At 33.2% G+C, this 14,396-nt stretch carries 16 protein-coding genes and 2 tRNA genes; 3 read left to right on the top strand and 15 right to left on the bottom strand.

Annotated features, from left to right (window positions below):
* Positions 1-34 precede the first annotated feature (34 nt).
* On the top strand, positions 35-1,006 hold the full coding sequence (locus FC80_RS06790) for a DUF3644 domain-containing protein (RefSeq protein WP_057829391.1): 972 nt from the start codon (positions 35-37) through the stop codon (positions 1,004-1,006).
* Positions 1,007-1,969: 963 nt separating this feature from the next.
* The gene (locus tag FC80_RS09685; protein ID WP_235807262.1) at positions 1,970-2,131 is read left to right on the top strand and encodes a hypothetical protein; all 162 of its coding nucleotides are present in this window, start codon (positions 1,970-1,972) and stop codon (positions 2,129-2,131) included.
* A gap of 150 nt (positions 2,132-2,281) precedes the next feature.
* On the opposite strand, the gene FC80_RS06800 is transcribed toward FC80_RS09685, so the two are convergent.
* The 4 genes from FC80_RS06800 to FC80_RS06815 form a co-directional block, all read right to left on the bottom strand.
* Positions 2,282-2,354: transfer RNA gene (locus tag FC80_RS06800), tRNA-Gln, on the bottom strand.
* 129 nt (positions 2,355-2,483) lie between these two features.
* Positions 2,484-2,556 (bottom strand) — tRNA-Glu (locus FC80_RS06805).
* A 238-nt stretch (positions 2,557-2,794) separates the two neighbouring features.
* Positions 2,795-3,322, bottom strand: coding sequence for a metallophosphoesterase (locus tag FC80_RS06810; RefSeq protein WP_057829393.1), 528 nt, complete (start codon positions 3,320-3,322; stop codon positions 2,795-2,797).
* Entirely contained in the window at positions 3,322-3,921 is a 600-nt protein-coding gene (locus FC80_RS06815; protein ID WP_057829394.1) for an XTP/dITP diphosphatase, read from the bottom strand. The genes FC80_RS06810 and FC80_RS06815 overlap by 1 nt, the downstream gene beginning before the upstream one ends.
* 157 nt (positions 3,922-4,078) lie before the next feature.
* On the opposite strand from FC80_RS06815, the gene FC80_RS06820 reads away from it, so the two are divergent.
* Positions 4,079-4,567: a YslB family protein gene (locus FC80_RS06820; protein WP_057829395.1), complete on the top strand. Its 489-nt coding sequence runs from the start codon at positions 4,079-4,081 to the stop codon at positions 4,565-4,567.
* A 129-nt stretch (positions 4,568-4,696) separates the two neighbouring features.
* On the opposite strand, the gene dltD is transcribed toward FC80_RS06820, so the two are convergent.
* From dltD to FC80_RS06870, 11 genes are all read right to left on the bottom strand, one after another.
* Positions 4,697-5,944 carry a D-alanyl-lipoteichoic acid biosynthesis protein DltD gene (gene dltD, locus FC80_RS06825; RefSeq protein WP_057829396.1) on the bottom strand — a complete coding sequence of 416 codons (1,248 nt, stop codon included), beginning with the start codon at positions 5,942-5,944 and terminating at the stop codon, positions 4,697-4,699.
* Entirely contained in the window at positions 5,941-6,174 is a 234-nt protein-coding gene (dltC, locus tag FC80_RS06830; protein ID WP_057829397.1) for a D-alanine--poly(phosphoribitol) ligase subunit DltC, read from the bottom strand. The genes dltD and dltC overlap by 4 nt, the downstream gene beginning before the upstream one ends.
* A gap of 13 nt (positions 6,175-6,187) precedes the next feature.
* The gene (gene dltB, locus FC80_RS06835) at positions 6,188-7,396 is read right to left on the bottom strand and encodes a D-alanyl-lipoteichoic acid biosynthesis protein DltB (RefSeq protein WP_057829398.1); all 1,209 of its coding nucleotides are present in this window, start codon (positions 7,394-7,396) and stop codon (positions 6,188-6,190) included.
* The gene (gene dltA, locus FC80_RS06840; RefSeq protein ID WP_057829399.1) at positions 7,396-8,931 is read right to left on the bottom strand and encodes a D-alanine--poly(phosphoribitol) ligase subunit DltA; all 1,536 of its coding nucleotides are present in this window, start codon (positions 8,929-8,931) and stop codon (positions 7,396-7,398) included. Before dltA ends, dltB begins: the two co-directional genes overlap by 1 nt.
* A gap of 9 nt (positions 8,932-8,940) precedes the next feature.
* Positions 8,941-9,090 carry a teichoic acid D-Ala incorporation-associated protein DltX gene (locus FC80_RS09420; RefSeq protein ID WP_083486945.1) on the bottom strand — a complete coding sequence of 50 codons (150 nt, stop codon included), beginning with the start codon at positions 9,088-9,090 and terminating at the stop codon, positions 8,941-8,943.
* A gap of 275 nt (positions 9,091-9,365) precedes the next feature.
* Positions 9,366-9,617 (bottom strand): PspC domain-containing protein, encoded by a 252-nt coding sequence (locus FC80_RS06845; protein WP_057829400.1) that lies wholly within the window; start codon positions 9,615-9,617, stop codon positions 9,366-9,368.
* Positions 9,618-9,631: 14 nt separating this feature from the next.
* Positions 9,632-10,564 (bottom strand): DUF4097 family beta strand repeat-containing protein, encoded by a 933-nt coding sequence (locus FC80_RS06850; RefSeq protein WP_057829401.1) that lies wholly within the window; start codon positions 10,562-10,564, stop codon positions 9,632-9,634.
* On the bottom strand, positions 10,561-11,166 hold the full coding sequence (locus FC80_RS06855) for a DUF1700 domain-containing protein (protein ID WP_057829402.1): 606 nt from the start codon (positions 11,164-11,166) through the stop codon (positions 10,561-10,563). The genes FC80_RS06850 and FC80_RS06855 overlap by 4 nt, the downstream gene beginning before the upstream one ends.
* A 1-nt stretch (position 11,167) precedes the next feature.
* Complete coding sequence (locus tag FC80_RS06860; protein ID WP_057829403.1) at positions 11,168-11,488, bottom strand: PadR family transcriptional regulator; 321 nt, start codon at positions 11,486-11,488, stop codon at positions 11,168-11,170.
* Positions 11,489-11,647: 159 nt separating this feature from the next.
* Entirely contained in the window at positions 11,648-11,959 is a 312-nt protein-coding gene (gene trxA / locus FC80_RS06865; RefSeq protein ID WP_057829404.1) for a thioredoxin, read from the bottom strand.
* A gap of 73 nt (positions 11,960-12,032) precedes the next feature.
* The gene (locus tag FC80_RS06870) at positions 12,033-14,393 is read right to left on the bottom strand and encodes an endonuclease MutS2 (RefSeq protein ID WP_057829405.1); all 2,361 of its coding nucleotides are present in this window, start codon (positions 14,391-14,393) and stop codon (positions 12,033-12,035) included.
* Positions 14,394-14,396: the final 3 nt, after the last annotated feature.

Consider the following 14,396-nt stretch of genomic DNA (forward strand, 5'->3'; position numbering starts at 1 on the left):
AAAAGCTGAAAAAATTACTGGAGATAATTATATTATGGAGAACTTATCAAAGCGGCTTATTGACAAGAGCATCGAAGCATTTATAATGGGCATCGAAATTTATAATAAACCAACCATTCATTACCGTATCGAAGGATTTTCTTTTTTCGTAATTAATGCATGGGAATTAATGCTGAAGGCTGAACTACTTAATCGTAATGAGAGTATTTATTTTAAAAATGATCCTAGCCGTACATTAAGTGCTTCTGGTGTAGTTAACAAAATATATACAGATAAAAATACCCGTATACGCTTGAATCTTGAAAAAATTATTGATCTTAGAAATATAAGTACTCATTATATTACAGAAGATTATGAAGTGAAGTATGCACCTCTTTTTCAAGCCTGTGTATTAAATTTTATTAGTGAGATTAATAAGTTCCATAAAGTGGACATTACTAAATATATCCCACAAAATTTTTTAACTGTTTCAGCTAACTATGCGCCTCTTTCTAATGAAGAAATCAAATTAAAATATAGTCCTGAAATTGCCGAAAAATTTATTAAACAAGCTAATGAGATTGATGTTCTCAGCCATGAGTTTGACTCTGATAAATTTTCAATTAATATAAAACAGAATCTATATATAACCAAGAAGAAAAGTGATGCTGATTTTACAGTAAAGGTAGATATGGCATCTGATAATCAAGTATCCTTAGTTAAAGAATTAAAAGACCCATCAAATACACATAAATACTCATACAACAGCGTAATAACTGCAGTAAATATTCGTTTAAATAATAAAAATATTAAACTTGATTATTCAAAAGGTTTTAATCAGTATATTTTAAAACTAGTTATTGATTTTTATAGTATTAAGAAAAATGAACTGTATGCCTATGAACATGTCATTGGCAATCAACAAATCTATACATACTCCCAACAATTCATAGACTTCATTGTTTCTGAAATAAAACAAAATCCATCAAAGTTTGTTGAGAGTTTACGGAGCAACAAAAAAAGATAACCCCAGGCACATAGGATTGCTCAATACTATCTGTAATAGTACCTACCCCATTATGGGACCCAGTGTTATTCCTTCTCAAGTTATCTTGTGTATATTCTAACGCATTCCAATATTTATAGTCAATCATTTATAATCAATTGCTTCAATTCTTTTTTTCAAAAAAACATCCCCCACTCGCCAAAGTAAAAGATATGTCTCACTGTTTATACAGGGCAACTACACCCTTTATTTGTACTTAGAAGGGAGTTGATGTCTAACAGCAAGTTCTCTCTAAAATAAATCACTTGTCGCCAGTAAATCGTTAATAATTGGTTCAACAAGCCTTTAAAGAACTACAAACGGTTCTTCAACAATATCAAAAATATTTTTGAATATGCTGTGCGTTTAAAGCTGCTTACTGATGACCCCACTAAAGCGGTTATAAAACCTAGTGCCAGACATCAAAAGGTAAAAACAAGAAATGACAAAGACATGTACTACACTCGTGAAGAATTAAAGAGATTTTTAGAGTGTTTGTATGATTCAGATAATTATCAAGGATATACCTTCTTTAGGCTACTTGCATTTACTGGTATGCGTAAGGGGGGGAGCTCTCGCCTTAACTTGGTCCGACGTCGATTTTAGAACGGGACAGATAAGAATCAATAAAACACAGTCCAATGGTTACAATAATCATTTAGTAATTCAATCAACTAAAACATCAGCTAGTGATAGAACTATTTTCATTGATTCAAAATCACTTGATATTTTAAAGAATTGGCAAAGGTTACAGCGCAAAGAGTTGTTACAGTATGGATTTAACTCTTTGAATAAAAAACGGCTTGTTTTCTCCTCAAAGAATAACACAATGCATAATCCTAATAAACCTCGTGTTTGGGCAGTCAGGGTGACACAAAGCTATGACTTAAAACGCATCCCCGTACACGGATTTAGACATACCTATGCAACGCTAGTTATTCAAGGTTGCTGCCACCTAAAGAGTTACAAGCACAACTTGGCCACAGTGATATTAAAACTACACTAGATATTTATACTTCTGTAACTGATCAGCAACGAGAAAATACACCTGAAAAATTCACTGCTTTTGTTAATTTTGATTCTATGCAACCTAGATTTGTTGCATGAGTCTCTAGTGTCACTACTATAAAGGCGTCTTGGAGACAATTCCATGCAACATAAAGATGTAAAAACATACGAAACGTTACGAACATAAAAAATAAAAATGGTGGTAAATCAACGTTTTACGAAGATTTACCACCATTTACTAACCTATAATTGGGCATACAGGGCTCGAACCTGTACATTGCGGATTCAGAGTCCGCTGCCTTACCAATTTGGCGAATGCCCAATAACTAAAAACCAACTATCAAATACTAATACTTATGTATTTAATTGTCAATATATGTATGAAAGATGTTCTTGACAAAAATAATAGCCCATCTTCTAATCTGATGGACATGTACTTTGCCACAACATATCACCCGTACGGGGATCGAACCCGTAACTCCGCCTTGAGAGGGCGACGTCTTAACCAATTTGACCAACGGGCAAAATACTCTTATTATTATACATTCATTTCAAAATAAGTCAATACTATTTTTTTGAGAAAAATTGAAGATAGCAGCAGCATACAAAAAGAATAAGACAGTAACCGACACATAAAATTATTACTATATCAACTAACTGACTATCTAGAGCTTTCCGAGATATCATCAGTAAAACCGTGGTTACGCTCCATCTTAGTAATCGAACATATAGTTCTCGTAATTGAACATTCATTGTATGAGTTTAACTTCTTTGGTAATCAACTTGCAAACTAGGAATCGGCTCAAAATCACGATTATAGAATTGTACTTTAATATTTTTTTCATCCGCTTCAATAATCGCATAGGTTCCACCAATGTAACTATATTTTCCTCTTGGGAAACCTATGCTTCCTGGGTTCAAAAATAGACATCCATTAATCATTTCCGCTCCCAACTGATGGGTGTGTCCAAAAAAGGCAAAATCTGCATTATTCTCTTTTGCTAACAAGCCAATTGAATTCAACCCGCTTGAAACACCGTATAGATGTCCATGTGTCACTAAAATTGTTTCTCCTGCTAGCTTTACAACTTCCTTTTCTAAAAATCTAGAATCAAAATCACAATTTCCTTTTACTACATGAAAAATTTTAAAAAGTTCATCATCAGGTTCTAGTTCTGAATCACCGCAATGAAATAATACATCGACTTTGTTCGCATATTTTGCCAAAAGGTCTGCCAAAATTTCACGTTCCCCATGACTATCACTCACAACTAACATTTTCGTACTCATTATTCATCAATCCACCAATCATCAAATTTTTCATCTAGTTTCTTTATTGCTTGCCCACGATGGCTGATTTCATTTTTTTCATCTGGTGTTAATTCTGCAAAAGTCTTCCCTAAATTTGGCAAATAAAATAGTGGATCATATCCAAAGCCATCTCTTCCGCGTAACTTTCTTAATATTTCTCCGCTAACTTCACCTTCTACAATAAGTGGAGCTTTATCTACTCGCGTAACAACTAGCGACGTATGAAAAGTTGCCGTCCTTTTTCCATTTGGAACTGTTAGCAACTTCTGCAATAATTTCTCATTGTTCTTTTCATCGTCATGATCACCTGCATATCTGGCTGAATATATCCCAGGTTCTCCTAAAAGAGCATCCACCATCAAGCCAGAATCATCTGCCACTACAGTTGCTTGTAGGGCATTAGTTAACGATTGTGCTTTAATTAACGCATTTTCAGTAAAGGTCTTTCCACTCTCAATTATTTCCGGAATATCATCCAATTCACTTAACGTCACCACTTTAAAGTCTCTCGGCTCAAAAAAAGCTCTAAATTCACGTGCTTTTCCCTCATTTTTTGTTGCAATCAATATTTTCTTCATGATTCCCCACCATTATTCATAATTTCAATAAACTAATTATACAAATAAAATCACTTTGTAGCAAAAGCTTTGTTATTATTTAAATTTAAATTAGTTCCGCATTTTTCTACTAATTCAATGTATAATTAATAGTAGATTGAATCAAAGGAGAATCATCATGGACGCAAATAAATATCTAGAATTGTCACAAAAAAAGGAATTGGTAAATACTTTAGGGTATGAAATTATGCGTGATATTCTAATTCCTGAGTTGATTGGAGATAATCATAATATATTATATTGGGCCGGAAAACGTCTTGCTCGTGAAATTTTTCTCGCGAAAGATGAAGACTTACCTATTTTTTTTTCAGAAACCGGATGGGGAGACCTTAAGCGAACTAAGAGTAACGAAAAACAACAATTTTTCGAATTAAATGGACCAATAGTTCAATTGCGCGCAACAACAATTGACAATCCTGATTTTTTATTAGAAGCTGGTTTTCTGGCAGAGACAATTCAATTACAAAGTGGCTTTGTATCCGAATGTATCGTAAAAGAAATCAAGCAAAAAAAAGGTGAGGTCATATTACTTGTCCAAATTGATATTTCTGACCCTATTGATGTGGCACTTATTCCCGAAAAAGAACCATTACATTTTATTCAATAATTAAACTTAACAAAATTTTTTACAAAAAAGGATCAGATCAAAATAATTTTTGACCTGATCTTTTTCTATAATTTTCATATCACATATAAATATGTGTACTACCTGAATAAACTCCACATCGTGACTAAATTAATATGACATATTTTGCCATTTTTTCGTATAAAAATAATTATTTATTTTATAATGCGGATTACTTTGTTTCTTTGTTAAGAAAGGATTTACATATTGATCGACTGCCAACCATCCTCTCCATCCAAGATGTATCGTATCTTGCATAAAGTAAGGCTGAGTCCCCTCATTTGTCAAATTGGCAATATGCGTAAATCCTTGTGAATTAAGCTGGTAAGTAATTTTTTTATCAAATTTCTGAATCATTGCCATTGACAATCCAGTATAATTTGCCCATTTTTGATTAATTGGTGGAATAATAAACAAGACATTCGTATGATGTTTAGCAAATTCATTTAAAACAAGTTGAAAATCAGAATATTCTACTGATTTAATATAACTAAAGTGCTTTTGCTCTTGTGCCAATCTCTTATAAACTGGTTTGATCTTATGGTCCCAAAAATGATTATCAATTCCAAACCGGTTATTTGTTGTATTGGCTTCACCTAACTGAAAACCAACTCGATCCAATTTAACTATATCATATTTTTTTGGTAATTCCTTTTCTCTTTGTTTAATTAGATTCTCTCGATTGTTCAATGAAATTGTCGAAAAGAGCTGATCTTCACGATCAAGTTCATTTTTCACCAGATGTAAATATATCTTCTGAAAGCTCGTCAAATGTTGCCCTGCCGCAATTCTTAAAACACTATCATCAATCACATCAGTCGAATCCTTGGGATTTAGTGCCAATAATCTTTCAGCAGCAAATCGATCCTCTTCAGTAGATTTTGCTTTCAACAACCAGTTTACAATTTCCGGACGTGGATAAAAATAATTGAAGGCCGCAGGATCAATCCCACCTTTAACAAACCACTGCGGAGATATAATAAAGACCGCCTTTTTGTGATTTAATTCATTCCCGAATCCTTGCATTTGCCAAAATTGAGTAATTGATTGCGTACCAGCCGTTCCCAAAAGAAACGGACGATAACTGCGATGATATTTTTGTGCTAGAACAGAAGGATGTAATGCATCAATTCTAGAAAGTTCAGATGAACCAAAGAACGGCACGTAATTTTCCTTAAATGCTGCTTTTTTTACCGCCATTCCTTTAAATACTTGCGCTGATTGCGACAATGCCGCTTTTTGGATTATGCTTTGGGAGATTTTATCTGGCCTGAATGGGGAAAACAAGAACCCGATAATAATCAAAGCAGCACAAACAATTGGTCCAAAGATTAAAAATAATCTTTTTTTTACGCTCATGCCTGTAAAGATTCAACTTTCGCAATTATCTTATTAGGAGTTTCCCATTCACTACGTTCAAATTCCGAAACTGGTACATCAATGTTACACTGAGATTGCAATTCTAATAAAAGTTGAACGGTTGCCATCGAGTCTAATAATCCCGTATCAAACAGGTTAACATCAAGATTCTTAGCTACCTCTTCACTACCAGTTAAATCTTGTAAAATTTCAATAATTTGTTCTTTCATTATAAAGACTCCTTTATTTCATTATATGATGTACTAACATTGTGTTTAAAAACCCAGAAAAAATCAAAAAGCTAAAGCAAACAATATTGAAGGTCAAAAAAACTGCAAACATTTTAGTAAAACGATTACTTGGGATCTGATCACGATGTTTCTTCTTAAATCGTAACCACATATCACAAATAATAATTGCACATGCATGGAATAACCCATAAACAATGTAATACCACGTTACACCATGCCAAAATCCCATGATGAGGAAAAGTGTCAGATACCCTAAATTTGCAATTGTAATCTTACTCTTAATAAGTTTTTTCTTCATGATGAAAAACACAAGACGCATATAAATATAGTCCCTGAACCAAAAAGAAAGCGTCATATGCCATCTGTTCCAAAATTCCTTGATATTAGGTGCACTAAATGGTTTATTAAAGTTCATTGGTGTTGCAATTCCCATAATATAACTAGTTCCTACTGCAAATAAGCTATATCCTGCAAAGTCAAAAAATAAATCCATTGAATAAACATACATATAAGCAACTAGCCACCATGAAATGCCTCCATGTGCCAATGCATTTTGACCAACTTGTGGCAATAATATCGTACCAAAGAAATATGCGATAAAGAATTTATAAACAAACCCTAGAAAGATATACCAAACTCCTTTTTCAAGCATATCCAAATACTTCTTTTGTGGCAATTTTTTGTCATAATCACCTAGAAATCTACGATAACGATCAATAGGACCTGAAGATATTGTTGGAAAGAATAGTAGAAATTCGACTGTTTGTCGCAGTTTAAATTCTTTAATCGCTCCATCACGAATTTCCATAATCATTCCTACTATTTTAAACGTAATGTAGCTAATTCCCAAAAAGCCAATTATTGAGGCCTTCCCGCCATATACTGCTGGTGTTATTTTAACTATTACCAACGGAATAATTGCAACTATCACTGCTATATAAAATATCCATGAAACATTCGCACGTTTTCGATATTCATAATAAATTTTTATGAGAATAACTTCCAAGACAACATATATAATTAACGCAATTCCTTGATGCCACTTTATTCCACCAAATGATAATAGTAAAAAAGCTACAGTACTAATTGATTGATACCAATGTAATTTTTTCTCATATAAATTTGCAATAATAATTGGTATTAATGCTAGTGTAATAAACAAAAAATACGTTGGGTTCTGATAAGGTTGCATGTTAATCATTAGCAATTAACCTCGTGCAAAATTTTCTTACGGTCAACTTTACCATTATTGGTTAGAGGTAAGGAATCCACATAAACGAATTTTTGCGGAATCATATAAGGCATCATCAAAGTTGTCAATTCCTCTTTGATTGCTTTTGTTAATGAAAAATCAGATGGATAATCGTTTTCCTTAGCAACAACGTAAGCTACAATCTGTGAAACTTTGTGATTTACATCATACTTGGGAGCACAAGTGGCTTGCTTAATTAATGAAACTTGTCCCAAGTGATGATCGACCTCTTCTAATTCAATTCTAAAGCCATGCAATTTAACTTGGAAATCAACTCGTCCATGATAAAGTAATTGTCCTTCATCATTAATTTCAGCTAAATCTCCAGTCCTATATGCAAATTTTCCTTGAAACTTCACAAATGCATTTGCAGTTTTTTCAGGGTTATTTAAGTAGCCCTTTGAAACACTTGGCCCAATAATCAATAACTCTCCAGCATTGTTATTTGGCAAAACATCCAAATTTTCATCAACTACTATTAATTCTGTATCTTCTTTTGCTAGTCCGATTGGTAGACGAGAATAATTTTTCAAAATTGTTTCATTGACTTCTACTTGACTTACTGCAACCGTCGCTTCTGTTGGCCCATAAGTATTATAAATACTTGCCTTACTAAACCGTTCATGTAATTGTTGAGCTGTTTTTTTAGTCAATTCTTCACCACAGAATAAAAAGTGTGTTAATTCAGGATATTCCTCTTCATTGAAGTTCTTATCAAGCAAACAAATATCCATAAATGAAGGTGTTGAAACCCAAATATTCAATTCCATTCGTGGTAAGCATTCAAACAATTCTTTAAAATTATCAGTGACCTTCTTAGGTAATGCAGCTAATCTACCACCTTGAGTTAGTGCTGGATATATTGACATAACTGATAAGTCAAATGAGTATGCGGCTTGTGCTAAGAATGTTTTTCCTGCAACAATCCCAAAATCTGATTTCATCCAGCTTAAAAAGCTTTGTAAATTATTAACACTTATTTGAACACCTTTTGGCATACCTGTCGTCCCTGATGTGAAAATGATATAAAAAACATCATCTCCTTTTATTTGATACTGTTTTACATCAAATACGCTCGGTTCACTTTCCAAAATTCCTTCAAGCATCTGCTTGCTAATTAAAGGCACATCCTCTTTTAAAACAAGTGGAAAACTTTCAATCGCAATACAGGCAACCGGCTGAGAAATTTCCATAATTTGCATAATTCTTTCTTTAGGTGATTCGCTATCTACTGGTATATATGAGTGTCCTGCTTTAACAATTGCCAAAAATGTTGCAATCATCTCAAATGTTTGACCGCCATAAACTAAAATTGGTGCCTTTTTTTGTAAATTCAATCCAACAAGATATTGTGCAATCTTATCAGAATATTCTTTTAATTCTTTATATGTCTTGGTATCTCCCAAATAATCATAAACAACTCGATCTGGAGTCATTTCCGCCCACTTATCAATCTGTTGAATAATGTCCACTGCAAAATACATCTCCCTCTTTTAAAACTCATTGTAAATAAAGTGTGGTCCATTTATGCCACTATAACTAAAGAGGTATATTAACCCCATCATAATTGCAGCATAAAAAATTGTTTTTAAAACGAATAGAGTGACTTCATTCTTTAAAAACCGACTTTTAAGTAACTTCAAAATTTTTGCCACCCCCAAAAATTGAAATAATGTCACACTTCTTTATAATTACAATTCATATTATTTTCAATTTTTAATCATCAAATAGTCATAAATTGTACATATACAATCATTACATCTCTTGGCAGTTGTTACAAGACCTTTTCATATAAGATTTCTTAAAGAACTTGTAAAATTGTCTTAAATTTGTAACAAAATTGTAAAATATAGTCAATGATACAGATATTTGTAAGTGAAAGCGAGTTGCATTAAAATTTTTTTAGCCTGACATCCATTTATTTACTTTTTTTGTCTCTAAATTCACCTTCAATAATATCATTATCAGCATCCCTGTCATTTTTATCGGGCATAACTGCTGCAGCAACAAAGTAGGTGATTATGCCAAAGAAAAATTGTCCTGGAAATATTATTAGAATTGCACCAATAATTCGTGTAATTGCTTTGTCCCAATTAAAATATTCGGCAATTCCTCCTAAAACTCCTAAAAAAATATGATCATTTGATTTAACTAGTTGCTTATTTTTCATTTCAATCCATCCCCCTATTTGATTTCGTTATCTCCAGAATTATTATTTAAAATAATGTGATTGCTCGTTTTCCCTTGAGTATTATAGTCAGAACCAACATTTTTTCCTAAATAAGTATTGTCCCCGTCTTCATTATGCATCCCTATCAAAATATCCGTATTTTTCTTCAACTTAACTTCATTATCTCCATCACTATTTGTTACATTCAACTTATGTAAAACTTTCAAGTTATTTGCAGTGAAATCACCTTCTTGAAGTTTAAAATTTACGTCATTTACAATGATGTCATTTACATCAATATCACCATTTGCATTTATAATCGTCGTTTTGTTTAACTGACTATCCTTAAGCATCAGATCACCATCTTCCATTATGATAAATCCTTGCTTTATTTTATTGTGATTAATGATGCCAATATCTCCATCTTGATTATTGATTTTTAAATAATCAATCTGATTTTCCGCCAACGCTATATCCCCATCCCCACTGCTCAAATTCATTCGTTTGATTTTCATATTCTCTGCTTTGAAATTACCAAAGCCAATATCCCCACTGAATTCTTGAAGATTGCTATCTGTGGGAACAGTTATAATTACTTGTTCATTAGTGGAATTTGAAATAGTAATATTCACCCCATGTGGTTTGTGTTCATCAATTGAAAGAAGGTCATCCTTAATTTTAACAGTCGGCTGATCTTTTTTCTCACCTTGATAGACTACCCCAAATTTAGTACCCTTTTTTACTATGATATTCAAGTCTCCATTTACACTGACTTTTGAAAATTTAATATTTTTAACCAACATAACTTTCCGCTTACTATCCTTTAAGAAACCAATCTCCCAATTCTTTGCGTTGATTAGATTCTCACCGTTATTTAGATAGGCATAACCTGTAAGAAGCAATCCAACGATCAACATCATAAATCCAACTAAGATTGACTTTTTCATAATTTTGTATCCTTTCGCTGCCTATTTCTAAACTTTTGATAAAGATAGCTTACTAAATTTGCTACCACTTGTAGAATTTCCTTACTCATCCAATAAATAATCGGCCATAATATTAGCAAAAGACCTGAAATTACAAATCCTGTACCAAAATAAAAGATACCCGTATAAAAATTTTTCAAAATATTAGTTAATCCAAAGTAAAATGATGTTACTCCCCCAATAATCAATCCACCAAACAATCCAATAACAAAAACAACAATTGAAATTATCATACATAACAATCCAAGTAAGATAACAGCACCAATTCCAAGAGTCATGGGTGCCGATAAAACGGCCAAAATTATAAGTCCAATCATCTTCGAATTTGAACGAACTGTTTTCATTTTATTGTTATTTAATCGATCTTCTTTTACTGAATAATCAGCCATAATTCTAAACGCTAAATGCTTGGGCGTACCAAGTTTATCTACAATTTGTTGTCTTGATACTAGTCCAGCATCTGCAATATACTCACTATAATAAGCAACTGCGTCCTGTTTATCAGCATCATTTAAGTTAGATAAAAAATCCACTAGTTCCCTTAAATACTGTTCACTTTCCACTTTATTCTTCCTTTCTTCCCCCAAAAAAGATCTGATCCAAGCTATATTTATAATTACTCCAAATTTCTTTAATGGCCGCTAAATGCTTACTCCCTTCTTCAGTAATCTGATAATATCTACGATTTCTTCCTTGAAATGGTTGATCATATGTAGTCAAAAAACCTTTCTTTTGAAGACGTCGTAAAACCGGATACATCGTTGATTCAGATATTTCAATTGCTGCTTGCATATCTTGTGTTAGAGCATATCCATAATAATCATTTTGAGCCAACAACGCGAGAACCATCCCGTCCAATAAGTCAGCTGAAATCTTAATTTTCATTGTTGGACCTCCAAATGTATTTCATTTCAAATAATATTATACACCGTATAATATTATTAACAATATAACTGTTTAAATTCAATAAAAAAACTAGATCAAGATTATCTTCTGATCTAGCTCTTAAATATTCAAAAATAATGTAATTGATGTGCTACTAAATTAGATATACTGTTCTAGCTTTGCTTGTAACTGTTCTTTTGGATGGTATCCAACCAAGGTATCAACAACCTCACCATCTTTTTTTATAAGCAACGTTGGAATACTCATAATCCCAAATTCACTAGCCACTGCTTGATTTTGATCTACATCAACTTTTGTAAATGAAATCTTGTCACCCATCTCTTCATCTAATTGCTCTACAACAGGGGATTGCATCCGACAAGGACCACACCAAGTTGCCCAAAAATCAGTTAATGTAACCCCTGTACTTGTTTCTTTTTCAAATGTTGCATCTGTTAATTCTTTTACCATTGCAATTACCTCCTACTTTCTTTTTGTAAGTAAATAATAACAGATTATGCAAAAAATGCAATAATTCTGCCCTCTATTTTAAATATACTATAGTTGATCCATTTCCACCCGCATTTGGAGCTGAAAATTTAAAACTTTTTACAACCCGACTCTGTGCTAAAAAGTCTGTAATGCCTTGCCTTAAAGCTCCAGTACCTTTGCCATGAATAATTGTCACACTCGCATAGCCTGCTAACACTGCAGCATCTAGGTATCTATCAGCTTTCACTAAAGCTTCTTCATATCTTTCACCTCGTAAATCAAGCGTTGGTGAAACATGTACAGCCCCAACACTTTTAACGCTCGTTCGAATTGCCTTTTTCGAATTTTCTTCGACCTTAATTTTCTCTAATTCTGCTTCTTGAACCTTCATCTTCAAAATTCCAAGCTGGACTTCCCATTCATGTTCACCTGCCTTGCGCAGTAACACTCCACGTTGACCATAAGATTTTACTAGCACATCATCGTTTGGTTTAAATGCTTGCTGCTGTTTAGCTCGTCTCAAAACTCGATTTTTTCTCAAATTTGTTGGTTGTTCTAACTTATTTAGCTGTGCCTTAGCCTCAATCAGTTCATTTTCTTTGATAGATTTGCCCGAATTTAAACGCATTTGCCGTAACTGTGTAATTATCTTTTCAGCTTTTTGTGTTGCCTGTTCCACAATTTCATTTGACCTTTTACGTGCATTATCTAGCAGTTGTTCTCTTTGATTTGCTAATTCCTCATATTTTTTTTCTAAATCATGATGCAACTTTTGAGATTCTTCGAGATTTTGATGAACCTCAATTGATTCTTCTTCAACTTGATGACGCTTTGAAACCAAATCCTGAATCATATCATTCAGATCTTGATTTTGTCCAGCAGTCAATTGTTTGGCCTGCATTACAATAACTTCTTCTAAGCCCAATCTTTTTGAAATTTCTAAAGCGTTACTTCGGCCAGGGATTCCTAATAAAAGACGATATGTTGGTCGCAAGCTCTCAACATCAAATTCCATGCTGGCATTAATTGTTTGTGGGCGCTCAAAACCATAAGCCTTAAGCTCAGGATAATGAGTTGTGGCTATCACATAACTTCCCTTTGAACCAACGTAATCAAGAATTGAAATTGCAAGAGCTGCACCTTCTTGAGGATCAGTACCTGCACCAAGTTCATCAAATAGGACTAATGCCTTTTCATCAATTTCAGCTAAAATATCAACAATATTTGTCATATGTGATGAAAAAGTACTTAGACTTTGTTCAATTGACTGTTCATCTCCAATATCTGCAAAAATATCCGAAAAAATCCCAATTCGACTTTCTTCAAATGCTGGAATAAACAACCCTGCTTGCCCCATTAATTGTATCAAGCCAAGGGTTTTAAGGGTAATTGTCTTTCCACCTGTATTGGGCCCAGTAACAACAATCGCCTTATAATCGTCGCCTAACATAATATCGTTTTTAACTGCTTTTTTCATATCTAACAAAGGATGCCATCCTTGTCGTAAATAAACCTTATTTTCCAAAGAAAGCATTGGTTCAGTAGCATTAATTTGTTTAGCATATTTCGCCTTCGCATTAATAAAGTCAAAAATTCCAAGAAGGTGGGCATTTTGCCGAATTTCTGCTGTATAAGGTGCAATTAGTTCAGAAAGTTCACGTAATATCCTTGCTATTTCTTCTTTCTCATTTGCCTGTTGTTGTTTTAAATGATTATTTAAATCAACAATTTGTCTTGGCTCTATAAATAATGTCTGACCTGAAGCACTTTGATCGTGCACAACACCACCAAAATGATTACGATACTCTTGTTTTACAGGAATAACATATCGATCATTTCTAATAGTGACTACTGCATCACTCAGATATTTGGAAGAAGTCCCATGGATCAAAACATTTAGTTGGTCTCTTAACTGTCCCTCTATAGAAGTAATAGATTTCCTAATACCTGCCAGTGTAGCAGAAGCTTCATCGGTAACATGACCATCACCTTCAATTGATAGTAATAACCGTTTGTTTAATGTTGGTAAGACTTGCAAATCATCAGCTAGTTCATCTAACGTAGTAAGCTTAATTGCCGCATCATCAAGTTTGACAAAGAAATCTCTAACTTCATTGGTAGCTCTTAAGATTTTACTTATCGCTGCTAATTCCTTTCCATTCAAAGTTGCATTAATATCCAATCTCTTTAAGGATTGCGAAATATCTGCTAACTTTGGAACGGGAATTCCACCTTTTACCCTTAAAATATCAACTCCATCTTTTGTTTGTGCAATCTGATGACTAACTTCATCAAGGTCACTACTAGGTTCGAGTGATACTACTCTTTTTTTACCCATTGGAGTACCCACAAAAGATAATAAATTATTCTTAACTTTGTCAAACTCTAAAGTTTTCAAAGTTTTACTATTCAAAAA

The sequence above is a fragment of the Liquorilactobacillus cacaonum DSM 21116 genome (assembly GCF_001436735.1).
Lineage (GTDB): Bacteria > Bacillota > Bacilli > Lactobacillales > Lactobacillaceae > Liquorilactobacillus > Liquorilactobacillus cacaonum.

What these genes read in the sequence shown, in the direction of transcription:
- FC80_RS06790 (WP_057829391.1), top strand. Translation starts at nt 35, where the DNA reads ATGGAGAACTTATCAAAGCGGCTTATTGACAAGAGCATCGAAGCATTT.
- FC80_RS06810 (WP_057829393.1), bottom strand. Translation starts at nt 3,322, where the DNA reads ATGAGTACGAAAATGTTAGTTGTGAGTGATAGTCATGGGGAACGTGAA.
- FC80_RS06815 (WP_057829394.1), bottom strand. Translation starts at nt 3,921, where the DNA reads ATGAAGAAAATATTGATTGCAACAAAAAATGAGGGAAAAGCACGTGAA.
- FC80_RS06820 (WP_057829395.1), top strand. Translation starts at nt 4,079, where the DNA reads ATGGACGCAAATAAATATCTAGAATTGTCACAAAAAAAGGAATTGGTA.
- dltD (WP_057829396.1), bottom strand. Translation starts at nt 5,944, where the DNA reads ATGAGCGTAAAAAAAAGATTATTTTTAATCTTTGGACCAATTGTTTGT.
- dltC (WP_057829397.1), bottom strand. Translation starts at nt 6,174, where the DNA reads ATGAAAGAACAAATTATTGAAATTTTACAAGATTTAACTGGTAGTGAA.
- dltB (WP_057829398.1), bottom strand. Translation starts at nt 7,396, where the DNA reads ATGATTAACATGCAACCTTATCAGAACCCAACGTATTTTTTGTTTATT.
- dltA (WP_057829399.1), bottom strand. Translation starts at nt 8,931, where the DNA reads ATGTATTTTGCAGTGGACATTATTCAACAGATTGATAAGTGGGCGGAA.
- FC80_RS06845 (WP_057829400.1), bottom strand. Translation starts at nt 9,617, where the DNA reads ATGAAAAATAAGCAACTAGTTAAATCAAATGATCATATTTTTTTAGGA.
- FC80_RS06850 (WP_057829401.1), bottom strand. Translation starts at nt 10,564, where the DNA reads ATGAAAAAGTCAATCTTAGTTGGATTTATGATGTTGATCGTTGGATTG.
- FC80_RS06860 (WP_057829403.1), bottom strand. Translation starts at nt 11,488, where the DNA reads ATGAAAATTAAGATTTCAGCTGACTTATTGGACGGGATGGTTCTCGCG.
- trxA (WP_057829404.1), bottom strand. Translation starts at nt 11,959, where the DNA reads ATGGTAAAAGAATTAACAGATGCAACATTTGAAAAAGAAACAAGTACA.